This is a genomic window from Nonomuraea sp. NPDC003709 (assembly GCF_040610775.1).
Lineage (GTDB): Bacteria > Actinomycetota > Actinomycetes > Streptosporangiales > Streptosporangiaceae > Nonomuraea > Nonomuraea angiospora_A.
Genome location: NZ_JBEXMW010000001.1, coordinates 884,857 through 910,945, shown reverse-complemented (window position 1 = coordinate 910,945; position 26,089 = coordinate 884,857). Strand labels below are relative to the sequence as shown.

Here is a 26,089-nt window from a genome sequence, read left to right as displayed (position 1 = left end):
GCCTGCCGCCCAAGCTCTTTCCTCAGCCCGCGCCCTCAAGTCGCTCCCCCGGCCCGCGCTCGTTTGAAACGACCCCTCACGCCGCACTTTTCCCTGCTGCCCCTCAAGCGGGTTCGCGCCACTGCGCCACAAGCGGCCTTCTCCTCTGCCCCCTCGAGCAGCACTCTGAGCCGCTTCCCCCAAAGGGGACGCTCGGCCGTTCCCGCAAAGGGCACGGCGGGCCGCTTCCCCTCAAGGGACCTCCCGGGCATTTCCCGAGCCCTCCCCTCTCGAAAGGACCTCAGCCGGGCGGCGGGCTACTGGAACGCATGCGGCGCGTTGGCCGTCGTGGGGATCCACCTGGGCGTGTCCGCCGCCTCGTCGCTGATGGCGGTCAGCACGGAGTGGCGGTAGACGGCCAGCCTGGTGCGCCATTCGCGGATGTCCTGGACATAACGCTCGCCCACCGGCGCGTCCCACGTCTGAGGGCTCTTGGCCAGGCCGTACGCCTTGTCCAGCGCCGTTCTGAGCGTCTCCAGCTGGGGCAGGACGGTGTTCCAGGCCAGGACGAGGCGCTGGTAGTCGGGGTTGAACTCCCAGGCCCTCTGAGGGCTGTCCAGGGCTCCTGAGGGGGAGGCGGGCGGGGTCTCGTCGCGCTCCCTGGGCCTGGGCGCCGGCGGGTCGACGTACATCACGCGCTCCTTTCCGGCGTACCGGGGTCGATGTCGCCGGGCGGGCCGTCGGGCCGGATGTCCCTGGGCGCCCACTCGCCCTTGCCGTACTCGCCGGGCGGAACCTCTACGGAGGGCATGTCGAGGGGCTGGATCTCGCGGTGGTGCTCCATGACCGTTCGCAGGGCGTCCAGGCTGGGCGGGGAGACGTCCACGGAGACGACGTCGCTGCCGTCGTTCGCCCAAACGTTGATGTCGGATGCGGCGGGGGAAGCGGCTTCCGTCCCGTATGCGATCTGCACCTGGACCGAGGGATTGGTCGGCGGGATCGCGACGGGCGCCCCTTGGCCCCGCGTCCCCTGATCACCGGTCGCCGGGCTATCGCCTTTCCCCAGCCCTCCCTGCTCCCCCGCCCCTTGACCACCCTGGCCGCCCTGGCCGCCCTGGCCGCCCTGGCCGCCCTGGCCGTAGGTTCCCTGGTCGCCCGTTCCTCGGCTTTGGTCGCCGGTCCCTCGGTCACCCGTCGGCTGGTCACCGCCCGTCCGCTGACCCGCGTCACCGCCTGAGGGCTGATCCGGCGTCGTGTCCTTGGCGCCCGGCATCGTGTCCTTGGCGCCCGGTGTGGTGTCCGTGCCTCCAGGCGTGGTGTGCGAGCCGCCGTGCCTGTTGTCCGTGCCGCCAGGCGTCGTATCCGTGCCGCCATGCCTGGCGTCCGTGCCGCCGGGTGTGGTGTCCGTGCCACGGGGGGTGTCTGCGCCGCCGGGTGTGGTGTCCGTGCCACGGGGGGTGTCTGCGCCGCCGGGTGTGGTGTCCGTGCCACCAGAGGTGCAGGCGTCGTTCGCGCCTGCAGTGGGAGCAGTGCCGTCCGTGGCGTTGGTGCCGTCCGTAGCGTTGGTGCCGTCCGTGGGGGTGGTGTCGTACCCGGAGGTGTCCGCTAATCCCGGCATGTCCAGTGGCGGAATTTCCCGGTGGTGTCCCACCACCGTCTTCAGCGCATCCAGGTTGGGCGGATTGGTGTTGACGGAGACCACGTCGCTGCCGTCGTTCGCCCAGGCATTGACGTTCGCGGCGGTGGTGCTGTCGGCGGAAACCTTCGGCATGTCCGCCGGTTGCACCTTGTCGGCGTTCTCGAGGAGGTCTTCCAACTGCTCGGCCGTGGGCGGGTCGATGGGTATCTGCAGGACCTTTACGCCGTCCACTTCCACGATGTGCGGCTTGGTCGGGTCCTGCTGGTCCTTGGCCGGAGTGTTGACCGCACCGCCGTCCGCCTCGGCGCCGCGGTCGCGCCTGCTGCCCACATCGTCGTCCTTGGGCTGGTCTACGGGCTGATCGCCGGTCTTACCGTCGCCTCCGGTGTCCTGGCCGGTCCCAGTGTCCTTGGCACCATCGCATGTTTTCCCATCGGCATCGGAGTCCGACTTCCCGTCGGAATCCGTCTTGCCGTCAGCACCCGTCTTGCCGTCCGAGTCCGACTTCCCATCGGCACCCGTCTTTCCATCGGAATCCGACTTGCCATCGGCACCGGTCTTGCCGTCCGAGTCCGACTTCCCGTCAGCACCCGTCTTGCCGTCCGAGTCCGACTTCCCGTCAGCACCCGTCTTTCCATCGGAATCCGACTTGCCATCGGCACCAGTCTTGCCGTCCGAGTCCGACTTCCCATCGGCACCCGTCTTGCCGTCCGAATCCGACTTCGCGTCGTCGTCCTTCGACGGAGGCTCGTCGGCGCGTGGGTTGTCGTACTTGTCCCGATCCCCCCGCACCTGCTTGGGATCGTCGTCCTCAGTAGCCCCCGCCCCCATCCGGGGCGGTTCGACGCGCTTCTCCAGCACCCCGAGCCGGACGTTGACGTCCTTGACCATCCCGTCGACGGCGTCCGCGACCTGCGCCGGGCGGTGGGTGGTCTGGGCGGACAGCCCGGCGCGGCGCATGGCGGCCCTGACCTGGTCCTCGACCGTACGCATCTGCGTGGCCGCGTGTTTCACCTCGGTCAGCAGGTCACGGACCAGCTTGGGATCCATGCCGTCGAACTTGCCCATGGGCCACTCCCGGACGTAATCGCCGCTCCGGGCCTCACCGTAGTGTCGGCCGGAGCGCGATCGCAGCCGGGATAAGCAGACGGTATGGCGTCAGTCGTCGGTGGCGACGTATCCGATGATGCCGCGCAGCTTCTCCACCGGGATCGCCCCGCGCCGCAGCAGCCGGGGCACGGCGGTGGTGAGGTCGATGATGGTGGAGGGCGTGTTGTCGGTGGTCTTGCCGCCGTCGAGATAGACCTCGATCGAGTCGCCGAGCTGCTCCTGGGCCTCCTCCGCCGTGGTGGCGGCGGGGGCGCCGGAGCGGTTGGCGCTGGAGACGGCCATGGGCCCGGTCTCCTTGAGCAGGTCGAGCGCGACCGGGTGGAGCGGCATGCGGACGGCCACCGTCCCCTTGGTCTCCCCCAGGTCCCAGGAAAGGGCCCTGTTGGCCTTGCAGACGAGCGTGAGCGGCCCGGGCCAGAAGGCGTCTATCAGGTCCTGCCCGTACGGCCCGAGGTCGTCTATGAGCGCTGTGGCGGCTCTGACGGTGCCCACGAGCACGGGCGGCGGCATCTCGCGGCCCCGGCCCTTGGCGTCGAGCAGTGCCGTGACCGCCGCCGGCGTGAACGCGTCGGCGCCGATGCCGTAGACGGTGTCGGTCGGCAGCACCACGAGCTCGCCGCGCCGCACGGCGGCCGCGGCCTCCATCACGCCCACGGTCCGCTGCTCCAGGTCGGAGCAGTCAAAGCGTCTGGCCATCGGTCCTGTCACCTCGCTCGCATGGATCCTAGTCCTGGCCCAGCCGGGCCGTGACGAAGCGGTCCCTTCTGGTGAGGTCCTGGCGAAGGCGCACGTCGCGCCAGCCGTTGTCCTCGGGGAACGTCAGATAGACCGCCCTGCCCTGCTGGTCGGCGTGCTCGACGACCACCCAGCCGCCGGGCCGCAGCAGGCGGCGGGCCGTGCGTTCGACCGCGCGCACCTCGCCGAGCCCGTCCTCGCCGGAGCCGTACAGCGCCCTGGTGGGATCGTAGTCGCGCACCTCGGGGTCGCGCGGGATCGCGCCTGGCGGGATGTAGGGCGGGTTGGAGATGACCAGGTCGACCTTGCCGTTGAGCTCGGGCAGCGCCTCGGCCAGGTCTTCGGGGTGCAGGTGGGTGCGGCCCTGGCCGAGCTCGGAGATGTTGCGCTTGGCCCACGTGTACGCCCCGGGGTCGACCTCCACGGCGTGGACCTCGGCCAAGGCCACCTCCTGGGCGATCGACAGCGCGATCGCGCCCGAGCCGGTGCCGAGATCGACGACGAGCGGGGCGGTCACGTCCATCGCGCGCAGCGTCTCGATGGCCCAGCCCGCCACCACCTCGGTCTCGGGCCGCGGCACGAACACGCCGGGCCCGACCGACAGCTCGAGGTAGCGGAAGTAGGCGTGGCCGGTGATGTGCTGCAGCGGCTCGCGGGCCTCGCGCCTGGCCACGCCCTCCCAGAACAGCGCGTCGAAGTCGGAGTCCTTGACCGTGTGGAGCTCGCTCCTGCGCACGCCGTGGACGAACGCCGCGATCTCCTCAGCGTCGGTGCGCGGTGAGGGAACACCTGCCTCGGCCAGCCGGGCGGTGGCGAGGGCGATCTCGTCCAGCAGAAATGTCATGAGTGTTGTGCGAGCTTCTCCGCCAACTCGGCGTCGATGAGGGCCTGGGTGACGGCGTTGAGCTCACCGTCGAGAACCTGGTCGAGGTTATACGCCTTGAAGCCGACCCGGTGGTCGGAAATGCGGTTTTCCGGGAAGTTGTAGGTGCGTACGCGCTCGGAGCGGTCGACCGTGCGGACCTGCGACTTGCGCTCGGCCTGCGCGGCGGCCTCGGCCTGCTCCTGCGCGATGACCAGCAGCCGGGCACGCAGGATGCGCAGGGCCGACTCCTTGTTCTGGAGCTGGCTCTTCTCGTTCTGGCACGAGACGACCACGCCGGTGGGCAGGTGGGTGATGCGGACCGCCGAGTCGGTGGTGTTGACGCTCTGGCCGCCGGGGCCGCTGGAGCGGTAGACGTCGATGCGCAGGTCGTTGGGGTCGATCTGGACGTCGACGTCCTCGGCCTCGGGGTAGACGAGCACGCCCGCGGCGCTGGTGTGGATGCGGCCCTGCGACTCGGTGACGGGCACCCGCTGCACGCGGTGGACGCCGCCCTCGTACTTGAGCCTGGACCACACGCCCTCGTCGCCCTTGGCCTTGATGCCGACCGTGACGTCCTTGTAGCCGCCCAGGTCGGAGGGCTGGCTGTCGATGACCTCGGTCTTCCAGCCGAGCCGCTCGGCGTATCTCAGGTACATCCGCAGCAGGTCGCCCGCGAACAGCGCGGACTCCTCGCCGCCCTCGCCCGCCTTGATCTCCATGATGATGTCCTTGTCATCATTGGGATCGCGCGGGATGAGCAGGTGCCTGAGCTTCTCCTCGAGCTGGGGGATGCGCTCCTCCAGCTCGACCGCCTCGGCCGCGAACGCCTCGTCCTCACCGGCCAGCTCCTTGGCGGCGGTCAGGTCGTCGCGCGTCGAGTCGAGCTCGCGGTACGTCGTGACGATCGGCGTGAGCTGCGAATAACGCCTGCCGAGGGTGCGGGCCTTGTTCTGGTCAGCGTGCACGGCGGGATCGGCGAGCTGCAACTCCAGCTCGGAATACTCCTTGAGCAACTCGTCGAGGTTCACCGTGTGTCCTTAGTCTTGGGGCTTACACCAGCAACGCCGGCCCAGCGCACGGGCGTGCGTCCGGGCCGGCGTCGGTGAAGCTACTTGCCCGTGGCCTTCTTGCCGAAGCGCTTCTCGAAGCGGGCCACCCGGCCGCCGGTGTCGAGGATCTTCTGCTTGCCCGTGTAGAACGGGTGGCAGGCCGAGCACACGTCGGCGTGGATGACGCCGTTCTTGGCGGTGCTACGGGTGGTGAACGTGTTACCGCAGGAGCAGCTCACCTGCGTCACGTTGTAGTCAGGGTGGATGTCGCGCTTCATCGCTGTCCTTTCGGGGTGCGGCCGCCGGGTCGCCTTCACGCACGGCGTGAACCGGAACCGCTAAATGGTCAGCTACCAGTGTGCCAGATCGTCCAACCATCCCAGGCCATCGCGCATTCCCGTCAGCGCCCCAGATAGGTGAGTACGGCCAGCACACGGCGATGATCCTCGGGCGCTGGCCCCAGGGCCAGCTTGGCGAAGATACCGGAAATATGCTTCTCCACCGCGCCTTCCGTGACGACCAGCCGGGCGGCGATGGCGGTGTTGGAGCGGCCCTCGGCCATCAGGGCCAGCACCTCGCGCTCGCGGGGGGACAACGAGTCGAGCGGGGCGCCCCGGCGCTGGCGGCTCAGCAGCTGCACGACGACCTCGGGATCGATGACCGTGCCGCCCGCCGCCACCTGCCGCACCGTCTCCAGGAACTCGGCCACGTCCGCCACCCGCTCCTTCAGCAGGTAGCCGACGGCCCTGCCGATGAGGTCGCCGGCATAGCGCTCCTCGACGTACTGCGACAGGACCAGGATCGGGAAGTCCGGCCTGGCCACGCGCACCTGCAGCGCCGCCCGCAGGCCCTCGTCGGTGTGCGTCGGCGGCATGCGTACGTCGACGATGGCCAGGTCGGGCTCGTGCTCCAGGACCGCGGACACCAGCGCGGGCCCGTCGGAGACGGCCGCGACGGTCTCGATGCCGCCGTCGGCGAGCAGGCGCGCGAGCCCCTCGCGCAGGAGTACGGAGTCCTCGGCGATGACCACGCGCATGGCCACATGATTACCACTCGCAGGGCAGCTCCGCACGCACGAGAGTGGGCCCGCCCACGGGGCTGTGCAGGACGAGCACGCCGTCGATGGTGGCCGCCCGGTCGGCCAGCCCCGACAGGCCGCCGCCCGGGCAGACGACGGCCCCGCCGATGCCGTCGTCCCAGACGTCCACGACCACGCCTCGATGGTCCCTGAGCACCGTCACCGACGCCTCGGTGGCGCCGGAGTGCTTGGCCATGTTGGTCAGGCTCTCGGCCACGATGAAGTACGCGATGCTCTCGACCGCGGCGGGCGGCCGCTCCCGCAGCTCGACGGAGACGTCCACGCGGATGGGCGCCCGCGCGGCCAGCCCCGACAGCGCCGCGTCCAGGCCGCGGTCGCTCAGGATGGCCGGGTGGATCCCCCTGGCCAGGTTGCGCAGCTCGGCGATGGCGGCCTTGGTGCCCGCGTGGGCCTGCGCGATGAGCATCCTGGCCTCCTCGGGCTCGCTGTCGAACTTCGACTGCGCCCGCCCCAGGTCCACCGCCACCGACAGCAGCCGCTGCTGCGCGCCGTCGTGCAGGTCGCGCTCGATCCGGCGCCGCTCCGCCTCGGCCGCGTCGATCCCCCTGGCCCTGCTGGCTCTCAGCCGCTCCTCCTGGCTGCCGCCGAGCAGCACCGTCGCCAGCGTCCCGTGCAGCCAGGCCATCCCGCGTACGAGGTACGCCCCGAGCACGAACACCAGCATCCCGAAGACCATGGCGACGACGGCTCCCGGCCAGCTGTCGATGGTCAGCTCCGTGTAGACGTCCGCCACCGCCCACAGCGCCATCAGGACGGGCTGGATGATCAGCACCACCGCCGTGAACCACAGCACGACCGACACGGCGGTCTCGACCAGACCGAGCGGGAGCAGCATCAGCAGGTAACCCAGGTCCTGCCAGGTGGCCGCGTCCCCCAGCAGCCAGCGGAGATGCGCGCCCAGCCCGCGTTCGGGCCTGGCCCGGTACGGGTCGGCGATCTTCACGCCGAACGCCACGTACATCAGCCGCCTCTCCAGCATCGCCCCGCCGCGCCACATCAGCACCGTGGCCATCATCAGCGGCACGCCGACCCAGACGACGGTGAGCGTGAGCGACGTGGGCACGGCGACGGACAGCGCGACAAACCAGCCGATCCCGGTCACCCCCGTGACCAGCAGGTACGGCGCCGCCCGCCACGTCATGGGGTCCACCACGACCCCCAGCGGCCCCTTGGCCCCGAACGGCACCCGATCCTTCAACGCGGCTGATCGCATGCCTTCAGCCTGCACGCGCGAGAGGCCGCCGTGAATCCGGATGGCAACCGGCGTAGGGGTAGGGCTACCCCCACCTACCGAGCCGGCGCGCGAAAGGGGCGGCACGGGGCCGAACCCCATGCCGCCCCTCTCAGGGAGCCGCTAGTCGCGGTCGTTGCTCACCGTGGTCTTCTGGACCTGCAGGAGGAACTCCGCGTTGGACTTGGTCTCCTTCATCTTCTCCAGGAGCAGCTCGAGCGCCTGCTGCATGTCGAGCGCGTGCAGCACCCGGCGCAGCTTCCAGACGATCTGGAGCTCGTCCTTGCCCATGAGGATCTCTTCCTTACGCGTGCCGGACGCGTCCACGTCCACCGCGGGGAAGATGCGCTTGTCGGCCAGGGAGCGGTTGAGCTTGAGCTCGGCGTTGCCGGTGCCCTTGAACTCCTCGAAGATGACCTCGTCCATCTTGGACCCGGTCTCGACCAGGGCCGTGGCGAGGATCGTCAGCGAGCCGCCGTTCTCGATGTTGCGGGCGGCGCCGAAGAAGCGCTTGGGCGGGTAGAGCGCCGTGGAGTCGACACCACCCGACAGGATGCGCCCGGACGCCGGGGCCGCCAGGTTGTAGGCGCGGCCGAGGCGGGTGATCGAGTCGAGCAGGACGACCACGTCGTGGCCCAGCTCCACCAGGCGCTTGGCCCGCTCGATGGCGAGCTCGGCGACCGTGGTGTGGTCTTCGGCCGGACGGTCGAAGGTCGAGTGGATGACCTCGCCCTTGACCGACCGCTGCATGTCGGTGACCTCTTCGGGCCGCTCGTCCACGAGCACGACCATCAGGTGGCACTCGGGGTTGTTGCGGGTGATCGCGTTGGCGATGGACTGCAGCACCATCGTCTTACCGGCCTTGGGCGGCGAGACGATGAGGCCGCGCTGGCCCTTGCCGATCGGCGAGACGAGGTCGATGATCCGCGTGGTGAGGATGTTCGGCTCGGTCTCGAGGCGCAGGCGCTCCTGCGGGTAGAGCGGCGTCAGCTTGTTGAAGTCAGGCCGGTTGCGGGCCTGGTCCGGGTCCATGCCGTTGACGGTGTCGAGGCGGACCAGGGCGTTGAACTTCTCGCGCCGCTCGCCGTCGCGGGGCTGCCTGACGGCGCCGGTGATGACGTCGCCCTTGCGCAGGCCGTTGCGGCGGATCTGGGCGAGCGAGACGTAGACGTCGTTGCTGCCCGGCAGGTAGCCGCTGGTCCTGACGAACGCGTAGTTGTCGAGGATGTCGAGGATGCCGGCGATCGGGATGAGCACGTCGTCTTCACCGACGACGGGCTCGCTGCCCTCGAAGCGGTCACGGCCGCGGCCGCGGTTGCGCTCCCTGAAGCGGCCCCGGCGACCGCGCCCGCGATCGTCGTCGTCGCTGCCACCGCCGCGCTGGTCGCCACGCTGGTCGCTCCGGCCCGCGTCGGCGGCGCGCTCGCGCTGCTCGCCGCGGCCACCGTCACGTCCACCGTCACGTCCACCGTCGCGGCCGAGGTCACGACCGCTGTCGCGCCCGCCGTCACGGCCGAGGTCACGGCCACTGTCGCGCCCGCCGTCACGACCGAGGTCACGGCCACTGTCGCGCCCGCCGTCACGGCTGTCACGGCTGTCACGGCCGCCGTCGCGGCTGCTCTCGACCCGACCGCCCTCACCGCGGTCGCTGCCGGAGCGGTCGCCCCGCTCGCGGCGCTCACCGCGGCTGCGGCGCTCGCGACGGCTCTCGCCGCGCTCGGCGCGCGTCTCGCTCTGGCCGCTCTCCACGACCTGGGCCTGCGGCTCCGCGACCGGCTCGGCCGGCGCGGCGGCCGCGACGGGCTCGGGGGCCACGGCGACGGGCTCCGCCGGCTGCGCCACGGGCTGGGCCGCGGGCTCCTCGGCGGTCTTGGCGCGGGAACGTTCCCTGCGCGCACGGGTGGGCCGCTCGGCGGCCGGGGCGGCGTCAGCCGCGGCGGCGGCGGGCGCCTCGGTGGCCACTGCGGGAGCCGAGGCCGCCTCGCCGGAACCGCCACCCTGCTTCTCCTGGATGGCCGCGATCAGCTGGCTCTTCCGCATGCGCCCGGTCCCGCTGATGCCCAGCTCCGCTGCCATCTTCTGCAGCTCGGGCAGCACCTTGGCGGACAGGCCGGTGCCGGAGCGACGCGCACGGGTGGCCTTCGCCGGTGCGCGGGTGGGGGTGTCGCCGGACGCCGGCTCTGCGCCTGATGCGTCGGAGAGGAGTTCGGTGGTGTCGCTCAACTAAAAGGTCCTTCCCAGGGGTCGGGCGCCGGTTTCGTTCTGCCGGGCGTCCCGGAGGTGCTTGCGATCCGGCGGGACAGACCGGGTCGGGGTGCACGCTGTGATCTTCGGCTGTCGCTGTGGACGGCCGCCACTCTTGGGGAGAGGCTCGTCCAAGCCGCCACAGGGCCGTGGCGCGTGGCTGACACCCCCCAGATTGCTGTCGCCAACCAGATGTCGATGTGATTCGAACGCGCAGATCCCCGTCGTCGCCGCCTCGTTTCGAGCCAACCGGGTGTGGGCCAACCGGAGGCAACGGAGTCCGGGGAGACAGCCGCGCTGCTCACGCCTCGCGACGTGAAACATGATGCAGCGATGTGTGGCTGACAAGCACGCACCCACCAAGGGGGCATCTGGTGCGGCTACCAGCCTAACATCACCAGCGCACACGGCTATTCCCTGAAGGTCTAAAGAGGCATCAGCGTGTCTCGGGGAACTGAACGTTCGCACCAACCGGGTCGACGTCCATTTGCTGGATGTGCCAGTCATTACCCACTTCTGGCGCGATCAAATCCTGCGTATCCGATGTCGAAAACGCAAGGACCGTGGGACCCGCTCCCGAAACGACGGCGGGCACGCCCACTGCACGGAGACGTTCTACCAGATTCGCGGTGTCCTGCATCGCAGGCGCGCGGTAATGCTGATGGAGTCGATCTTCGGTGGCGGCGAGCAGCAGCCCGGGCTCCGGTTGCCGGGTCAGCGCCGCGATCAGCAGCGCAGCCCTGCCGGCGTTGAACGATGCGTCCTTGTGGGGCACGTCCTTCGGCAGCAGCCCTCGTGCGGTCTCCGTGGCCAGCCGGGTGACAGGAACGACCACGACCGGGCGGATCCGCTCGTCAGGAGCCAGTTTCACCATATGCGGCGTCCCGGAGTGGTCGTACCAGGCCACGGTCAGTCCGCCGGCCAGACAGGGGGCCACGTTGTCGGGATGGCCCTCGATCTCCGTGGCCAGCGCGAAAACGTCGTCGTCCGAAAATCGCCCGCGCTCAGAAAGTTGTTCGCCCTCAGCCAAAGCGCGGGCCGCCAGGATGCCCGCGCAAAGGGCGGCCGACGAGGATCCCAGCCCGCGCGCGTGCGGAATCCTGTTACGGCAGTGCAGGCGGATCCCGCTCGGCTGCGTGATCCCCATGCGGTCGAAGGTGGCCCGCATCGCCTTGACGACCAGGTGACCTTCTCCGAGATCCAGCTCACCCGCGCCCTCGCCCTCGACGGTGACGCGAACCCCGGCCTCGTCGGTGAGCGCGGCCTCGACGTCGTCGTACAGGCTCAGCGCCAGCCCGAGCGCGTCGAACCCGGGACCCAGGTTCGCCGAGGTGGCGGGCACGCGAATCTCAACGGTCCGCACATGAACTCCCTGTCAGGCGAGGTTGAGCGCCGCCGCGGCGGCGTGGACGTCGATGGGGATGACGACGGGCGCGGGCGCGCCCGAGATCGCCCAGTCGGGGTCCTTCAGCCCGTTGCCGGTGACCGTGCAGACGATGCGCCGGCCCGGGTCGACGAGCCCCTGCGAGTGGGCCTGGAGAAGCCCCGCGACGCTGGCGGCCGAGGCCAGCTCCACGAACACGCCCTCCTCCTGCGCCAGCAGCTTGTACGCCGCCGCGATCTGCCGGTCGGTCACCGCCTGGATGACGCCGCCCGACTCGTCGCGCGCCGCGGTGGCCAGCGACCAGGAGGCCGGGTTGCCGATGCGGATGGCGGTGGCGATCGTGTGCGGATGGGACACGGGTGCGCCCTGGACGATCGGCGCCGCCCCGCTGGCCTGGAAGCCGAACATGCGTGGCCGCTTGGTCGACACCCCGTCGGCCGCGTACTCCTGGTAGCCCATCCAGTACGCCGAGATGTTGCCCGCGTTGCCCACCGGGATGCAGTGGATGTCCGGGGCGTCACCCAGCGTGTCGACGATCTCGAACGCCGCCGTCTTCTGGCCCTGCAGCCGGAACGGGTTGACCGAGTTGACCAGCGCGATCGGGTAGCTGGACGACAGCTTGCGGGTCATCTCGAGACAGTCGTCGAACGACCCCTCGACCTGCAGCAGCGTGGCGCCGTGCACGAGCGCCTGGGCCAGCTTGCCCATGGCGATCTTCCCCCGTGGCACCAGCACGGCGCAGGTCAGCCCGGCGCGTACGGCGTAGGCCGCCGCCGACGCCGAGGTGTTGCCGGTGGAGGCGCAGATGACCGCCTTGGCCCCCTCCTCGACCGCCTTGCTGATGGCCATGGTCATGCCGCGGTCCTTGAAGCTGCCCGTCGGGTTGGCTCCCTCGACCTTCAGGTAGACGTCGCACCCCGTCAGCGCCGACAGACGGTTCGCGGGGACCAGCGGCGTGCCACCCTCGAGCAGCGTGATGACAGGCGTCTTCGGAGTGACAGGAAGACGCTCGCGGTATTCCTCGATGAGGCCACGCCACGACCTGCTCATGATGACTCCCTACCTGCGGTGTTGGGCACAGAGTGTACGGGGTGCGGCAGGCCGCCGCGGATCCGCGTCCACCGGCCGGACACATCCATTGGACAGGGGCACTATTCAGGAAATTCTCAGCATCTCCCGATAAGGTCTCGGGGCAGGGGGTCACCACCATGGACGCGCGTCCTGCTTTGACGCAGAACGACTATTCGCCGATCGCGGCGCCGGAGCTCGGCACCTGGTCACCCGCCCTTTCCGTGAGCGTGGTGATACCCGCTCACGGCGGGCAGGACCGGCTCGACCTGACACTCGCGGCGCTGGCGGCGCAGACGTACCCGGACCATCTCATGGAGGTCCTCGTCGTCGACGACGGCAGCGAGCCTCCCATCCTGCTGCCCGAGATCCGGCCCGCCAACACCCGCGTCGTACGGGTGCGCGACGGCTGGGGCATCTCCAACGCCGTCAACACCGGCGCCAAGGCCGCCGACGGCGAGATCATCCAGCGTCTCGACGCCGACATGGTGGCCTGCCGCGAGCACATCGAGGCCCTGGCCCGCTGGCACCACGTGACGGACTATCTCGTCACGATCGGGATGAAGAAGTTCGTGGACGCGCCGCCGGTCACGCCGCGCCAGGTCTTCAGGGCGGGGCACCTGGGAGAGCTGTTCGACCTGGCCGGGGCCGTGTCCAGCTCCACCGAGGCGACGATCGCCAAGACCGACGGGCTGCGCAAGAGCCGCAACCCGTACCACGTGTGCACGGGGCCGACCTTCGCCCTGCCCCGGGAGGTCTTCCACGCCGTGGGCGGTCTCGACCCGAACGTGGCGCGGGGCGAGGACACCGAGTTCTCCTACCGGCTGGCCATGCACGGCGTGGTGTTCGTCCCTGACATGGACGCGCAGGCCGTGCACCTGGGGCTGCCCGCGCAGCACCGCGACAGGGAACGCGCCGTGCGGGCCGTGGAGCCGTACCTGGCGCACCGGATCCCGCTGCGCAGGGACCTGCGCAAGGACCGGGGGCGGCGGTGGCTGGTGCCGTACGTGGAGATCGTGCTCGACGTCACGGACACCTCCGAGTCGGTGGTGCGTCAGGCGGTGGCGGCGGCGCTGGACGGCAAGCTGCAGGACGTGGTGGTGACGCTGGTGGGGCCGTGGTCACGGCTGAACTCCGGGCGCCGGTCCGTCCTGTCGGACCCGTGCTTCGAGCTGCGGCTGATGCGTGACCTGTTCGCGCACGACGATCGCATCCGCCTGATCGACGAGGCCGCCCCCACGCCCGCGCCCACGCCGTTCCGCTACCGGGGGCCGGTCGACGTGCCGCTGCACCGGGCGACGCTGGAGCGCATGATCGAGTCGGTGCAGAAGGACCTCACCGGCGTGCTGATCGTCGACCTGCCCGACGGGCGCACGGCCCGGCTGGAGCGCACCTCCGCCCTCGGCCGCGCCGTCCTGCTCGCCGACCCGGGGACCGCCGACGTGGACGACCTCATCGCCACCACCCACGGGGTACGCCACGAGCCGCCGGACCGTTACTGGCCCGTGCCGGCTCCCGCGCAACCCGAACCGGTCACCATCCCCGCCCCGACTTCGGCCGCCGCCCCGGTGACCGTCTCGGTGCCGCCGGAGAACACGCTGCTGCGCCGCCTCAAGTCCGCCCTCCGCCCCAGCTGACCCCCGGGCACGCGAAGGGGCGGGCGGGTCAGCCGCGCAGGCGTTTGCGCAAGGCGCGTTTCATGGTCGTCGACACCAGGACCCGCAGGCTCTGCTGGGCGCGGCCGGCCGCGGCCAGCTGGCGGCGCAGCGTGCCGACCTGGCGCCGCAGCTCCACGGTCGACTTGCGCCAGCGCCCCGCCTCGTCCCGCCACTTGGCCACCTGCGCCCGCAGCCGCTCCGCCTCCTTGGCCAGCCGGGCCGTCTCGGCCTGCGCCTCCAGGCGCGCCCGGTACGCCCCCCGCCGCCCGAGGATCGCCCCCGGCTCGGTCGTGAAGCCGTACGTCTCCGCCTCCACCCAGGTGACGCCCGACACCGAGTCCACCGCGTCGTCCAGGTCCTCCCCCGGCGTCACCACGATGCGGGCCCGGGCGAAGGCGGACGCGCGTTCCAGGCGGGCCGCGAGGACCCCCTGGGACGACTCGCGGAGCAGCACGTTCACCAGGCCGAGCCCCTCGTCGCGGGCCAGGTCGAGCAGGCGGGCGAGCGAGTCCTCGCCGGGAACCCAGCCGGCCGGCAGGCGCAGCACGAAGGGCACGGCGGGGTCGACGGAGTCCGTGGCGGACAGGCGTACCCGGCCTTCGTGGCGATAGTGGCCCTGGACCAGCGCCAGGTCGAGGTCGGGATCTTGCAGGGGGGAGCGACGGTCGCGGTCGAGGGTGTCCCAGGGCCCGAGGACGAGCACGGACAGGTCGGGTAACGTGCCGGCGAGCAGCGCGTCCACCGTCGCGCGCACCGAGTCGTAGCCCGCCGTGCCGTCCACCACCACGGTGACGTACGGCACCTTCCACTGCCGCCCGGGATGCCCACGCAACCACCGGTAGGCCGGGATGCGGTCGGCCACGAACGCGTGGCTCACCCGGTCGATCGGCTGTTTGCCGCGCATCCGCATGGTGGGCCCGAGGTGGTAGGCGCGGGCGGACGGCTCCGGCACGAAGACGGCGCCCGCCTGGCCGAGCCGGTAGCCCATCTCGGTGTCCTGGCCCAGGATCAGCTCGTCGTCCATGGGCCCGGCGGCCTCGATCAGCCGGGCGTTGACCGAGGTCGCGCCCCCGACGTGCAGGCTGAACGGACGTTGGGGGTTGTCGGTGAGGCCGTCGGTGCGCTCGACGAGATCGACGATCCAGGCGTGCGGCTCCGCGGGTTCGAAGTGCCTTTCCAGGTCGTCGGGGAGCTCGCGGGGCACCTCGGCGTCGGTGAAGCGGATGTAGCCGGTGACGACCAGGTAGGGGGCGGCGTGGTGCCAGCGCATGTGGGCCGCGATCGCGCCCGGGGTGAGCACCACGTCGGAGTCGAGCCAGTGGATCACGTCGCCGGTCGCCTCGGCCAGCCCGGCGTTGCGGGCGCTGGCCCGGCCCGGCTCCGCGCAGACGATCAGGCGCGTCCGCTCCGGGCGGACGGCGGGCAGGCGCAGCGGGGGCGCGCTGCCGTTGTCGACGACGATGACCTCGGTCAGCTCCGCCGGGTACGTCTGCCCGGCCAGCCCGGCGAGCACCAGGTCGAGCTTGTCCTGCCCGCCGTAGGCCGGGATGACCACGCTGACCGTGAGCTCCGGGGTGAGGTCTTCCTGGAGGGGTTCGAGGGTCCGGTAGTCGTTGCCGCGCACCCTGGCCGCACCGGTGACATCGGTGGTCATGCGGCTTCCATCAGCAGGCTCGGGCGGAAGCCGCGCCACTGGTTGGCGGCCACCTTGAGGAAGTGGGCGAGGGGCAGCTGCCAGGTGTGCTCGTCGCCGAGCCCCCGGCGCAGGACGTAGCCCAGACCGTGGGTACGGTAGACACGCGCTCCAGCCTTTTGCGCTGCTTTGAGAAACTCGAGATCAACTGCCCGCGATAGCCTAGGAAATCCCCCAATTTCTTGAAATTTCGCCCGGGAAATCAAGATCGTCCCTCCGGCCACATGATCGGCCCACACCTCGCTCGGATACGCCGCCCCACTCGCGAAAGTCGTCCGCCGCACCGTGGCCCGCAGCGGCTCCAGGTAGAAGAACTCGGCCGTCGTCCCCACCACGTCGGCCCCCGAGTACGCCAGCGCCATGAGCAGATCCCCCAGGTGGCGCGGCCCGTACCAGTCGTCGTCATCCCATTTCACCAGGTAGTCGCCGCGCGCCAGGGCCGCCAACCGGTTGAGCACCTCTCCGAACGGAACGTCCTGCGGGACCTCGATCCATTTCACGGGCAGCGAACACGACTCGACCGCCTCCCGCACCTCCTCGAAGCCCACCCCGTGCAGCCCGAGCAGCACCTCGACCTCGACGTCCCGCTGCCGGCCCATCTGGGCCAGCGCCGTCCCCACCATCCCCGGCCGCTTGCTCGACATGACGATGCTCACCGAAGGGCTGACCGAGGGCCTGGAGACGCGGTGCCCCAGGCGGCGCAGGCGTACGCTGTGCTCCTCCCGCCGCAGGTCGGCCAGCGAACGCGCGGTCCCGTCGGCCGCGTGGCCGAGCCAGTCGCGGTCGGTGAGCAGCGCGGCGAGGTCGCCGGGCACCCACGGCGCGGCGCGGTCGGCGGTCAGCGGGACCCCGGCGGCCGCCAGTCGCAGCAATCCCTCCAAGGGCACCTCGGCGGCGGGCCACTCGATCTCCAGACCGCGCAGCGGGCGCAGCGCGGGCACATCGGGGCGCTGGCCCTCCACCGCCCAGCCGTCATGTGCCCAGTGCAGGCGGGCCAGCCCCTTCTCCGGCGTACGAGCGAAGCCACAAGGGGTGATGGACATGGGCCTCCTTGGGACTTGGTCGGCGCCTACCTTACGCCCGTTTTACTCACTGGTAGACGCGACCTCCACATTCGGCAGGCCCTACGCCGCAGGTGGAGCGGAGGTGATTCTCAGTTTTCCTCCAGGAAGGTGTGGCACGGTAGGTGCCTGTTGTTTATTAAGGTGTCAATAATCCCGTGATGTCCTCGACGCCTCTGATGTTCCAAACGAAAGGTATGCGCGGATGCTCTCGCCCCGCCGACTGGCAGCGACCGCCGCACTCCTCGCAGCTCTCACCGCCGGCGTGCTCGCCCTGCTCGTCCTCGCCGGCCTGATCACTTTCGGCGCGGCAGCGGTCACGGTGGCCTTCCTGGTCACCCTGGCGGCCCTCGCCTTCCTCGTGCTCACCGTGCGCCGCCTCGACGGCAAGGCGCACCGCATCGATCTGCGGATCAAGAAGTACGAGGCCGAGCTGGCGAGGACCACGACCGCACTCAAGAACATCGAGACCAGGCTGGACCTGCTGGTGCAGGCCGTCGAGGACTCCGCCGGACGGCGGGCCGACGACCTCGGCGCCATCCTGGCCTCGCTCGGGGAGGACCGGGTCAACGCCATGGCGCGGGCGCGAGAGGTGGAGGAGCTGCGCGCGGAGGTTCGCGCGCTGGCCAGGGACTCCGTATGACGCGGGTCAGGCACAACGACTACGGGGCGCTGCGGCCGCCTGCGGTGGGGACGTGGGAGCCCACGCTGCGGGTTTCCGTGGTCATCCCGGCCTACGACTGCGCGGAGGCGCTGGAGCGCACGGTCCCGGCGCTGGCGCGGCAGACGTACCCGGCCGAGCTGGTCGAGGTCGTGGTCGCGGACGACGGCAGCGAGCCGCCGCTGGAGGTGGCGGGCGCGCGGGTGGTACGCGTGGCCGACGGGTGGGGACGCGGCGCGGCCCGGCAGGCCGGGCAGCTCGCGGCCACCGGGGACGTGATCCACTGGCTCGACTCCGACATGCTCCTCGCGGACGACCACATCGAGGCTCATATGCGCTGGCACCACCTGATCGACCACGCGGTGGTGATCGGGGACGTCCGGTTCGTCGAGGAGCCGGGCGAGGAGGGCGTCCAGTCCGAGTACACGAGGAAGACCTTGGAGTCGACCCGGTGGCTCAAGGACGCGGGCGCGAGCGCGTACCTGCTGCACACGGGCGCGTCCACGTCCGTACGGGCCGAGCTGCTGCGCGCGGCGGGCGGCGTGGACACCTCCCTGAACATGGCGGAGGACACCGAGCTCGGCTACCGGCTGGCGCAGGCGGGGGCGGTGTTCGTCCCCGACGCGCAGGCCAGGGCCTGGCACGTCGGCGCCTCCACCGTGATGTTGCGGGAGAAGGAGGTGCACCGGCACAACTGGTCCTTCCTGGGCGATCTCATCCCCGATCTGCGCTGGCTGCGCAGCCATCCCCGGCGTCACTGGCGGGTGCCGTACGTCCAGGTCGTTGTGACGGCGACCGCCTACGAGCAGACGCGGGCGAGCGTGGACTCGGCCCTCGCGGGCACCCTCGCCGACGCGGCCGTCACCCTCGTCGGCCCCTGGGCCAAGCTGACCGGCGAACGCCGCTCCAGCCTCGACGACCCCCTCCTCGACCTGCGCCTGCTGCACAATCTCTACGCGCACGAGCCCCGGGTCATGTTCGCGGAGAGCGTACCCGCCTCCGCCGCGCCCGCCCCCTTCCTGCTCCGCGTTCCCACCGGGTGGACGCTGGGCGCCGACACGCTTTCCAGGCTGGTGAGCCACGCGGACGGCGACCTGCTCGGCCTGGTCAGCGTCGCGCTGTCGGAGGACGCCTCCGGGGTCGCGGCCGCCCGCCTGGAGCGCACGGCCGCCTTCTCCCGCGCCGCGCTCCACGAGGGCCGGGCCGACGACCTGGTGGACGAGATGTTCGGGTCGGAGTGGGTCAGCGGGAGCGAGTACGGGTTCGCGCCGGCGGAGGAGGCCGAGCCGCTGGCCGGCGAGCCCGCGAAATGGCGGGCGCTGGCCGGGGAGCGGCAGCGGGAGGTCAAGGAGCTGCGGACGGAGGTGGAGCGGCTCGCGGCCGAGGTCGAACGGCTGTCCGCCGAGCCGCCCGCCGACGAGGCCGCGGGACGGGGCGGGCTGAGCTCGCTGATCAGGCACCTGCGGAGCGCCGGATGATCCGTCAACTGCTGGCGGAGCTGCCCGGAGCGCGGGTCTTCTTCGCCGGGATCGACGACGTCGCCCCCCTCTACGCCACACCCGCCGGGGTGGGCGCGACCGCCCGCCGGCGCTCCTCGGGAACGTCCTGCGAGGCCCGGCAGGTCGTGGACCTCGATCGGGACCTGCTGGAGCCGCCCCACGAGGCCGAGCAGGTGGGCGAGGTCCTCGTGCTCGCCAGGACACCGGCCGACCTGCGCAGGATCGCGACGCTGCACAAGCTGCTGCCACAGGCCGAGCGGGTGGTCGTGGCCGTGCTCGACACGCCCGCCGCCCACCCCGCACCGGTCCCCACCCCCACTCCCGCGCACCGGTGGCGGTCCTTGACGGATCTGCGGGTCTACCAGCCCAGGAACCGGGTCTGGGTGGTCGACGCCCGGTTCTCCTCCGTCACGCCCGCGGGCCGTACCGTGACCGCGACGGCGCGGGCGTTCGCGGGCCACCGCCTCGACGTGATCGCGGCCCCGGCGGCGGCGATCGCGGGCGTCGGGGCGGCCGACTGGCGCCCCGGCGACCCCAACGCGACCCCCGCCGAGGTGACCGGGCCGGTGCCCGAGCGGGTCGGCGCGCCGGGCAGCGACGTGGTCCTGCGCACCCTCGGCCACCCGTCGATGGAGAGTGCGAGCGCCGTTCAGGACGCCGTGGCATCGGCCGATGACGACGCCGAAACCGTGGAGTGGGCAGGGGACCAGACGCCCATCGAGCGGCCGACGTTGCGGGCGGTGACCTGGGAGCACCTCGGACGGCCGGGCATGGCCGACTCCCCGCTGGCCGATCCCGACGTGCTGGGCGAGCCCTCCATGGTCCCGCCCGTGGACGAACGCCTCGTGAACCCCCAGGGTTTCGTCACCACCCCCTCCCGCGGCCTGGCCTCCCTGGTGGAGCGGGACGGCCGATGGTCGGTGGTGCTGGACGACAAGGTCGTGACGTCGTTCGCCGAGTCCGGCGGGGTCACCGACGCCGACGTGGCCAGGCTCCGGCAGATCCGCGGCGTCGACGTGGACTGGCGGCACGCGCACAGCGGTCCCCTGGCCGCCGTACGGGTGCTGGCCGGCCTGGCCGCCGCCGGGGTGCCGCTGCGCGCGCAGGCCGTGCCGCGCTGGGCGGGCGCGCTCGGCGAGGAGATCGTCGAGCTCGTCGAGCACTGCCCGGACCTCTCGGACGACCTCCGGCGCGAGGAGCACAGCATCCGCCTGCGCCGCGCCGCGCTCCGTACGCACGGCGTCGCCGCGAGGTGGGAGCAACTCGGCGCGCCCGCTCCCGCGCCCCCACTCACCTCGGTCCTGCTGGCCACGCGCCGCACCGACATGGTGTCGTTCGCGCTCGACCAGGTCGCCCGCCAGCGCGGCGCCGAGCTCGAGGTGATCCTCGCCCTGCACGGCGTCCCGCAGGGCCACCCGGACGTGGCCAAGGCGATCGAGGCGTTCGAGGGCCAGCTGAGCGTGTTCGAGGCGGATCGCCAGGACGTGTTCGGCGAGGTGCTGAACCACGCGGCCGCCAGGGCATCGGGTTCGTTCCTGCTGAAGATGGACGACGACGACTGGTACGGCCCCGACTTCCTGTCCGACCTGCTGCTGGCGCATTCCTACTCGGGCGCCCAGGTGGTGGGCACGGTGCCGGAGTTCGTGTACCTGACCTCCATCGACGTCACCGTGCACCGCAGGCAGGTCACCGAGCAGATCACCAGCTTCGTCGCCGGCGGGACGATTTTGGTGGAGCGCTCGGCCTTCCAGGCGGTGGGCGGGTTCCGGCCGTTGCGGCGCTCGGTGGACACCCAGTTCCAGGAGGCCCTGCAGGCGGCCGGGGGCCAGATCTACCGTACGCACGGGCTCGGCTACATCCTGCGCAGGGGCCCGGCGGCCAACCACACCTGGCAGGAGCCGATCGGGACGTTCCTGCAGCGCAACAGACAGCAGTGGCGCGGCTTCCGCCCGAACGCCCTCATGGCCCTGGACGGGAGCCCTCTCCCATGACCGGCATCCCCCGCATCCGCCGCAACGACTTCGGCGTCCTCGCGCCGCCCGCTCTGGGCGCCTGGGAGCCCACGCTCACCGTCACCGTCGTCATCCCGGCCCACGACCGCCAGGAGACGCTGGACCTCACTTTGGCGGCCCTGTCCGCCCAGAGCTACCCCGAGCACCTGCTCGACGTCATCGTGGTGGACGACGGCAGCGCCACCCCGATCCACCTCCCGGAGCTCGTCCCGGCCAGGACCAAGCTGATCTCCAGCCCGCCGGGCGGCTGGGGCCGGGCGTGGGCCGTTCAGACGGGTCTGGACACGGCGACCGGCGAGGTCGTCCTCGTCCTGGACGCCGACATGGTCCCGCACCGGCGCCACGTGGAGGCCCAGCTGCGCTGGCACCACCTGGCCCCGTACGTGGTGGTGCTGGGCTGGATCGACTTCACCGCCGCGACCGACCTCCCGACGCAGGAGCGGATACGCCAGGCGCTGGAGTCGGACGAGGAGGGCGAGCTCTTCCCGCTGTCACCGCACCGCCACGACTGGGCCGAGCAGATCATCCACGACCACGACGGCCTGCGCACCGCCCCCAGCTCCCTGGCCACCCGCATCCACGTGGGCGCCACGGCGTCGTACCCGGCCGGGCTCCTGCGCTCGATCGGCGGCCTGGACACGTCCCTGGTGCTGGCCGAGGACACCGAGCTGGGCTACCGGCTCACCCAGGCGGGCGTGGTATTCGTCCCGGACCCGGAGTCCCGCGCCTGGCACGTCGGGCTGCCGACGGCGATGCGCGACTTCGCGGCGCTCAAGCGCTACAACGACCCTTTCGTCGCCGACCGGGTCCCCTACCGCCGCTATCTCCGCACGGATCCGGGCCGCCAGTGGCTGGTGCCGTACGTGGACGCGACGGTGCCGGCGGGCCCGTACGAGGACGTGCGGGCGACGGTGGACGGCCTCCTGGCCGGCACGATCCCGGACGTCAGGGTCACCGTCCCCGGCCCCTGGGAGTCCCTGACCGCCGGACGCCGCTCCCCGCTCGCCGACCCGCACCTCGACCTCCGCCTCATCCAGGCCAACTTCGCCGGCGACCCCCGCGTCCACCTGACCAGCCCCCTGGAGGGGACGGCCCCGTTCCGGCTCTCGGTGCCGCCCGGCTGGGTCCCGTCGGAGGACACGGTGGAACGCCTGGTGGACCACATGGAGCAGTACGACCTGGGCGCCCTCTGCCTGGCCCTGGACGAGACGGCGCACGGCGTCACGATGGCCAGGCTGGACCGCACGGCCGCCGAGTCGAGAGCCGCCCTGGTGGCCGCCCCTGACGACGAGTGGGACGACCTGATCGACGCCCTCTTCGGCCTGGAGTGGCTGGACGGGGAGAGCTGGGGATTCAAGCGCCGCCCCGCCGTATACCCGCCGCGCAAGAGGCCCGTCCCGGAGCTCGACCGGCTCGGCGCCGAGCACGAGAAGAAGATCGCCCTCTACCGCAAGCGCACCGCCGCCCTCCGCGCGGAGCTCGCGCAACTGCGGCGGGAGACGGGCAAGAACGCCAGGGACGCGGCGCGCTGGCGCGAGAAGGCCGAGGCCTGGCGCAGGGAGGCGGTCCGCCTCGCCCGCGCCCAGAACCGCACGGTGCTCAAGCGAGCCGTCCGCAAGGTCCGCGCCCTGGCCTTTCCCGACGACTCCCCCGCGCGCGAAGGCTAGTCGTCGCCCTCCACGCGCATCACGCCGGCGACGGCGCGGACGATGTCGAGCTCGCGCAGCCCCTCCATGGTCGCCGACAGCGCGGCGTCCGTGGCGCGGTGGGTGACGATGACGAGCTGGGCGTCGTCGCCGTGCCCCTCCTGGCGCACCGTCTGGATCGACACGTCGTGCTTGGCGAACAGCTCCGCCACCCGCGCCAGCACGCCCGGCTTGTCGGCCACGTCGAGCGCCACGTGGCAGCGCGTGACCGTGTCGCCCATGGGATGGGCCACCAGGTCCGCGTACGTCGACTCCTCCGGCCCGCGCGTGCCCGCCAGGCGGTTGCGGGCGACGGCCACCAGGTCGCCGAGGACCGCGGAGGCCGTCGGCGCCCCGCCCGCCCCCTTGCCGTAGAACATCAGCTGCCCCGCCGACTCCGCCTCCACGAAGACCGCGTTGTACGCCTCCCGCACCCCGGCCAGCGGATGCGAGCGCGGGATCATCGCGGGGTGCACCCGTACCCCGAACGAGCGGCCGTCGTCGGAGCGGGCGCAGATGGCCAGCAGCTTGATGACGTAGCCCATGGCCTTGGCCGAGGCCACGTCGGTGGCGCTGATCTCGGTGATGCCCTCGCGGTGCACCTCGGCGGCCGTGACGCGGCTGTGGAAGGCGAGCCCGGCCAGGATGGCGGCCTTGGCGGCGGCGTCGAAGCCCTCGACGTCGGCAGTCGGGTCGGCCTCCGCGTAGCCGAGCGTCTGGGCCTCCTCCAGGGCGTCGGTGAAGGACGCGCCCGTGGTGTCCATCTTGTCGAGGATGTAGTTGGTGGTGCCGTTGACGATGCCGAGCACGCGTTTGACGTGGTCGCCCGCCAGCGACTCGCGCAGGGGGCGCAGCAGCGGGATGGCGCCGGCCACGCTGGCCTCGAAGTAGAGGTCGCCGTTGCCCTGCCTGGCGGCCTCGTGCAGGGTGCCGCCGTCCTCGGCCAGCAGCGCCTTGTTGGCGGTGACCACGGACTTGCCCTTGGACAGGGCCGCGACGATCAGCGTGCGGGCGGGCTCGATGCCGCCGATGACCTCGATGACGATGTCGACGTCGTCGCGCGTGACCAGCGCCTCGGCGTCGGTGGTGAGCAGCGAGGGGTCCACCTCGACGTCGCGCTTGCGGCCGAGCCGGCGTACGGCGACCCCGGCCAGCTCCAGCGGGGCGCCGATGCGCGCGGCCAGGTCGGCGGCCTGCTCGTGCATGAGCCTGATGACCTGCGAGCCGACGACGCCGCAGCCCAGCAGCGCCACTTTCAGCGGTTTCACAGCTGCCCCCTCAACAGGTCGTCCTCGGTCTCGCCCTGCACGATCACGCGCGACTTGCCGCCGGAGACGGCGACCACGGCGGGCTTGGGCAGGTAGTTGTAGTTGCTGGCCAGCGACCGGCAGTAGGCGCCGGTGGCCGCCACCGCGATCAGGTCGCCGGGGGCGAGGTCCGCGGGCAGGTGGAAGTCGCGCACGATGATGTCGCCGCTCTCGCAGTGCTTGCCGACCAGGCGGCTGAGCATGGGCTCGGCGGTGCTCTCGCGGCTGACCAGCGCCGCGGTGTATTCGGCGCCGTAGAGGGCGGTGCGCACGTTGTCGCTCATGCCGCCGTCGATGCTCACGTACGTGCGCAGGCCCTCGACGTCCTTGACGGTGCCGACCGAGTAGAGGGTGATGCCGCCGGGCCCGACGATGGTGCGCCCCGGCTCCACGGTCAGCCTCGGCACGGGCAGGCCCGCGTCCGTGCACACCTTGGTGACGATCTCGCGCAGCCCGTCGGCCAGCTCCTTGATGTCGGGCGCCTCGTCGCCCTCGACGTAGGCGATGCCGTAGCCGCCGCCCAGGTCGAGCTCGGGCAGCACGACGCCGTGCTCTTCCTTGATCTGCACGAGCAGCGCGGTCAGGCGCCTGGCCGCCACCTCGAACCCGGCCGTGTCGACGATCTGGGAGCCGATGTGCGAGTGGAGCCCGACGAGCTCGAGCTGCGGCAGGGCGAGGATCCGGCGTACGGCCTCCGCGGCCGCCCCGGTGTTGAGCGACAGCCCGAACTTCTGGTCGTCGTGCGCCGTCGCGATGAACTCGTGCGTGTGCGCCTCGACCCCGGTGGTCACCCGGATCATCACCTTGGGCCGCTTGCCCAGCTGCTGGGCGAGGTGGCCGAGCCGGGCGATCTCCTCGTACGAGTCGACCACGACGTGGCCGACCCCGACCTCCAGCGCCCTGGTCAGCTCGGAGACGGACTTGTTGTTGCCGTGCATGGTGATGCGCTCGGGCGGGAACCCGACGCTGAGCGCCACCGCCAGCTCGCCGCCGCTGGCCACGTCGAGCCCGAGGCCCTCGTCGTCGAGCCAGCGGACGATCTCCTTGCACAGGAACGCCTTGCCCGCGTAGTGGACCTCTGAGCCGGCGAAGGCCGTGGCGTAGTCGCGCATGCGCGAGCGCACGTCGTCCTCGTCGAGGACGTAGAGCGGCGTGCCGTGCTCGCGAGCCAGCTCGCGCACGTCGACGCCGCCGACAGTGAGCGTGCCATCGGTCCGGGTCGACGTTCGCGGCCAGATCGCTGGGTTGATCCGGTTGAGGTCGGCGGGCGCCAGCGGAGGGCGCTCGTGGGGCAGCATCTCGGCGTGCCGGTCCCCGGCGGGATGGACGAATCGACTCACCTGATCGAGGCTATCGGAACCGCAACTAAGCCATGACCCTCTGCCCACGTATCGAGACGCGATCAAGCTCCGTAAGGGATATTTTTACGATTTTTCGCCGTTTGGCCGAATATTTTGCGACCCGCTACATCCGTTCCGGCCCAGGAAGCACACCCGTCACAGCCTCGGCCAGCCGCACCCGCGCCGTGTGCACCGGCCCCGGCGCCTCGTCGCCGACCGGGACGGCGGGCGCGTGCTCGTGCGCGTCGTGATAGGCCAGAGCCAGCCGCACGAGGTACGTCTCCCACCCCGGCTCCCTGCTCACCTTCCGGCCGGGCAGCTCGGCCAGCACCCGCAGCACCCGCCGGTCGTACGGGCCGTCGAGCAGCTCCCCCCTGAACCCCTCCGACGGCACCCCCAGCTCCCGCGCCCACCTGAGCACCGCGCGGGCCCGGGCGTGCCCGTACCGCACCACGAACCCCGGGTTGTCCCAGGTCCGCGGGAAGTCCGGCCACGGGGGCTCCGGGATGTCGAGCGGCTCGACGCCCGCCACCAGCTCCCCCGGCTCGCCGACCACGATCCGCAGGAACCCGTCCCGCCGGACCTCCACCAGGGACACCCCGTCCAGCTCCCGCACCCGCCCGGCGAGCGACTCGGCGGGGACCTTCCGGCGCAGCGCCGCGGCGGAGACGTAGACGGCCTCCCCCTCCCACGTCCCCTCGGGCACCGGCGGCTCCCCCAGCGCCTCGGCCAGTTCCTCGGCCAGTTCTGGGGGCGTCATGGCCGAAACC

General features: G+C 71.5%; 21 protein-coding genes. 5 read left to right on the top strand and 16 right to left on the bottom strand.

What is annotated here, in order from left to right:
* Nucleotides 1–296: 296 nt before the first annotated feature.
* From ABZX61_RS04325 to thrC, 11 genes are all read right to left on the bottom strand, one after another.
* On the bottom strand, nucleotides 297–671 hold the full coding sequence (locus ABZX61_RS04325; RefSeq protein WP_350730010.1) for a hypothetical protein: 375 nt from the start codon (nucleotides 669–671) through the stop codon (nucleotides 297–299).
* On the bottom strand, nucleotides 671–2,686 hold the full coding sequence (locus ABZX61_RS04320) for a hypothetical protein (protein WP_355191411.1): 2,016 nt from the start codon (nucleotides 2,684–2,686) through the stop codon (nucleotides 671–673). Before ABZX61_RS04320 ends, ABZX61_RS04325 begins: the two co-directional genes overlap by 1 nt.
* A 90-nt stretch (nucleotides 2,687–2,776) precedes the next feature.
* Complete coding sequence (locus tag ABZX61_RS04315; RefSeq protein WP_355191410.1) at nucleotides 2,777–3,424, bottom strand: L-threonylcarbamoyladenylate synthase; 648 nt, start codon at nucleotides 3,422–3,424, stop codon at nucleotides 2,777–2,779.
* A 28-nt stretch (nucleotides 3,425–3,452) separates the two neighbouring features.
* Nucleotides 3,453–4,307 carry a peptide chain release factor N(5)-glutamine methyltransferase gene (gene prmC, locus ABZX61_RS04310; protein ID WP_185071361.1) on the bottom strand — a complete coding sequence of 285 codons (855 nt, stop codon included), beginning with the start codon at nucleotides 4,305–4,307 and terminating at the stop codon, nucleotides 3,453–3,455.
* Nucleotides 4,304–5,356, bottom strand: a complete 1,053-nt coding sequence (prfA, locus tag ABZX61_RS04305; protein WP_350730007.1) for a peptide chain release factor 1 — start codon at nucleotides 5,354–5,356, stop codon at nucleotides 4,304–4,306. The genes prmC and prfA overlap by 4 nt, the downstream gene beginning before the upstream one ends.
* An 80-nt stretch (nucleotides 5,357–5,436) precedes the next feature.
* Nucleotides 5,437–5,655: a 50S ribosomal protein L31 gene (rpmE, locus tag ABZX61_RS04300; RefSeq protein WP_106248153.1), complete on the bottom strand. Its 219-nt coding sequence runs from the start codon at nucleotides 5,653–5,655 to the stop codon at nucleotides 5,437–5,439.
* A gap of 122 nt (nucleotides 5,656–5,777) precedes the next feature.
* The gene (locus ABZX61_RS04295) at nucleotides 5,778–6,413 is read right to left on the bottom strand and encodes a response regulator transcription factor (RefSeq protein WP_185071359.1); all 636 of its coding nucleotides are present in this window, start codon (nucleotides 6,411–6,413) and stop codon (nucleotides 5,778–5,780) included.
* 10 nt (nucleotides 6,414–6,423) lie between these two features.
* Nucleotides 6,424–7,689: a sensor domain-containing protein gene (locus tag ABZX61_RS04290; RefSeq protein ID WP_355191405.1), complete on the bottom strand. Its 1,266-nt coding sequence runs from the start codon at nucleotides 7,687–7,689 to the stop codon at nucleotides 6,424–6,426.
* Nucleotides 7,690–7,830: 141 nt separating this feature from the next.
* Nucleotides 7,831–9,930, bottom strand: a complete 2,100-nt coding sequence (gene rho, locus ABZX61_RS04285; RefSeq protein WP_355191403.1) for a transcription termination factor Rho — start codon at nucleotides 9,928–9,930, stop codon at nucleotides 7,831–7,833.
* 457 nt (nucleotides 9,931–10,387) lie between these two features.
* A complete protein-coding gene (gene thrB / locus ABZX61_RS04280) occupies nucleotides 10,388–11,314 on the bottom strand; it encodes a homoserine kinase (protein WP_355191401.1) in 927 nt (308 codons plus the stop codon).
* A gap of 12 nt (nucleotides 11,315–11,326) precedes the next feature.
* Entirely contained in the window at nucleotides 11,327–12,385 is a 1,059-nt protein-coding gene (gene thrC, locus ABZX61_RS04275) for a threonine synthase (protein WP_350730001.1), read from the bottom strand.
* Nucleotides 12,386–12,543: 158 nt separating this feature from the next.
* Between thrC and ABZX61_RS04270 the strand changes: the two genes are divergently transcribed.
* Nucleotides 12,544–14,040, top strand: coding sequence for a glycosyltransferase (locus tag ABZX61_RS04270; protein ID WP_350729999.1), 1,497 nt, complete (start codon nucleotides 12,544–12,546; stop codon nucleotides 14,038–14,040).
* A gap of 28 nt (nucleotides 14,041–14,068) precedes the next feature.
* Here ABZX61_RS04270 and ABZX61_RS04265 read toward each other — a convergent pair whose 3' ends face one another.
* Both ABZX61_RS04265 and ABZX61_RS04260 read right to left on the bottom strand, forming a co-directional pair.
* Complete coding sequence (locus ABZX61_RS04265; protein ID WP_355191398.1) at nucleotides 14,069–15,715, bottom strand: glycosyltransferase; 1,647 nt, start codon at nucleotides 15,713–15,715, stop codon at nucleotides 14,069–14,071.
* Nucleotides 15,712–16,797: a glycosyltransferase gene (locus ABZX61_RS04260; RefSeq protein ID WP_355191396.1), complete on the bottom strand. Its 1,086-nt coding sequence runs from the start codon at nucleotides 16,795–16,797 to the stop codon at nucleotides 15,712–15,714. Before ABZX61_RS04260 ends, ABZX61_RS04265 begins: the two co-directional genes overlap by 4 nt.
* 223 nt (nucleotides 16,798–17,020) lie before the next feature.
* On the opposite strand from ABZX61_RS04260, the gene ABZX61_RS04255 reads away from it, so the two are divergent.
* The 4 genes from ABZX61_RS04255 to ABZX61_RS04240 are packed head-to-tail and all read left to right on the top strand — an operon-like array spanning nucleotide 17,021 to nucleotide 22,654.
* Nucleotides 17,021–17,458 carry a hypothetical protein gene (locus ABZX61_RS04255; protein ID WP_350729995.1) on the top strand — a complete coding sequence of 146 codons (438 nt, stop codon included), beginning with the start codon at nucleotides 17,021–17,023 and terminating at the stop codon, nucleotides 17,456–17,458.
* Nucleotides 17,455–18,954, top strand: a complete 1,500-nt coding sequence (locus ABZX61_RS04250) for a glycosyltransferase family 2 protein (RefSeq protein ID WP_355191394.1) — start codon at nucleotides 17,455–17,457, stop codon at nucleotides 18,952–18,954. The genes ABZX61_RS04255 and ABZX61_RS04250 overlap by 4 nt, the downstream gene beginning before the upstream one ends.
* On the top strand, nucleotides 18,951–20,966 hold the full coding sequence (locus tag ABZX61_RS04245; RefSeq protein ID WP_355191392.1) for a glycosyltransferase: 2,016 nt from the start codon (nucleotides 18,951–18,953) through the stop codon (nucleotides 20,964–20,966). The genes ABZX61_RS04250 and ABZX61_RS04245 overlap by 4 nt, the downstream gene beginning before the upstream one ends.
* On the top strand, nucleotides 20,963–22,654 hold the full coding sequence (locus ABZX61_RS04240; RefSeq protein WP_355191390.1) for a glycosyltransferase: 1,692 nt from the start codon (nucleotides 20,963–20,965) through the stop codon (nucleotides 22,652–22,654). The genes ABZX61_RS04245 and ABZX61_RS04240 overlap by 4 nt, the downstream gene beginning before the upstream one ends.
* Here the strand turns inward: ABZX61_RS04240 and ABZX61_RS04235 are convergent.
* The 3 genes from ABZX61_RS04235 to ABZX61_RS04225 form a co-directional block, all read right to left on the bottom strand.
* Nucleotides 22,651–23,940: a homoserine dehydrogenase gene (locus ABZX61_RS04235; RefSeq protein WP_350729991.1), complete on the bottom strand. Its 1,290-nt coding sequence runs from the start codon at nucleotides 23,938–23,940 to the stop codon at nucleotides 22,651–22,653. The two genes, ABZX61_RS04240 and ABZX61_RS04235, sit on opposite strands and share 4 nt — an antisense overlap.
* Complete coding sequence (gene lysA, locus ABZX61_RS04230; RefSeq protein WP_350729989.1) at nucleotides 23,937–25,319, bottom strand: diaminopimelate decarboxylase; 1,383 nt, start codon at nucleotides 25,317–25,319, stop codon at nucleotides 23,937–23,939. The genes ABZX61_RS04235 and lysA overlap by 4 nt, the downstream gene beginning before the upstream one ends.
* Nucleotides 25,320–25,443: 124 nt before the next feature.
* Entirely contained in the window at nucleotides 25,444–26,079 is a 636-nt protein-coding gene (locus ABZX61_RS04225) for an anticodon-binding protein (protein ID WP_355191388.1), read from the bottom strand.
* Between the last annotated feature and the right edge of the window lie 10 nt (nucleotides 26,080–26,089).

Bases quoted from the DNA above. Each gene is read 5' to 3' on its own strand.
- ABZX61_RS04245 (WP_355191392.1), top strand. From the start codon at position 18,951: ATGATCCGTCAACTGCTGGCGGAGCTGCCCGGAGCGCGGGTCTTCTTC.
- ABZX61_RS04295 (WP_185071359.1), bottom strand. From the start codon at position 6,413: ATGCGCGTGGTCATCGCCGAGGACTCCGTACTCCTGCGCGAGGGGCTC.
- ABZX61_RS04260 (WP_355191396.1), bottom strand. From the start codon at position 16,797: ATGTCCATCACCCCTTGTGGCTTCGCTCGTACGCCGGAGAAGGGGCTG.
- ABZX61_RS04315 (WP_355191410.1), bottom strand. From the start codon at position 3,424: ATGGCCAGACGCTTTGACTGCTCCGACCTGGAGCAGCGGACCGTGGGC.
- thrC (WP_350730001.1), bottom strand. From the start codon at position 12,385: ATGAGCAGGTCGTGGCGTGGCCTCATCGAGGAATACCGCGAGCGTCTT.
- ABZX61_RS04250 (WP_355191394.1), top strand. From the start codon at position 17,455: ATGACGCGGGTCAGGCACAACGACTACGGGGCGCTGCGGCCGCCTGCG.
- ABZX61_RS04325 (WP_350730010.1), bottom strand. From the start codon at position 671: ATGTACGTCGACCCGCCGGCGCCCAGGCCCAGGGAGCGCGACGAGACC.
- ABZX61_RS04320 (WP_355191411.1), bottom strand. From the start codon at position 2,686: ATGGGCAAGTTCGACGGCATGGATCCCAAGCTGGTCCGTGACCTGCTG.
- ABZX61_RS04270 (WP_350729999.1), top strand. From the start codon at position 12,544: ATGGACGCGCGTCCTGCTTTGACGCAGAACGACTATTCGCCGATCGCG.
- ABZX61_RS04240 (WP_355191390.1), top strand. From the start codon at position 20,963: ATGACCGGCATCCCCCGCATCCGCCGCAACGACTTCGGCGTCCTCGCG.
- ABZX61_RS04265 (WP_355191398.1), bottom strand. From the start codon at position 15,715: ATGACCACCGATGTCACCGGTGCGGCCAGGGTGCGCGGCAACGACTAC.
- rpmE (WP_106248153.1), bottom strand. From the start codon at position 5,655: ATGAAGCGCGACATCCACCCTGACTACAACGTGACGCAGGTGAGCTGC.
- ABZX61_RS04290 (WP_355191405.1), bottom strand. From the start codon at position 7,689: ATGCGATCAGCCGCGTTGAAGGATCGGGTGCCGTTCGGGGCCAAGGGG.
- ABZX61_RS04225 (WP_355191388.1), bottom strand. From the start codon at position 26,079: ATGACGCCCCCAGAACTGGCCGAGGAACTGGCCGAGGCGCTGGGGGAG.
- ABZX61_RS04255 (WP_350729995.1), top strand. From the start codon at position 17,021: ATGCTCTCGCCCCGCCGACTGGCAGCGACCGCCGCACTCCTCGCAGCT.
- prmC (WP_185071361.1), bottom strand. From the start codon at position 4,307: ATGACATTTCTGCTGGACGAGATCGCCCTCGCCACCGCCCGGCTGGCC.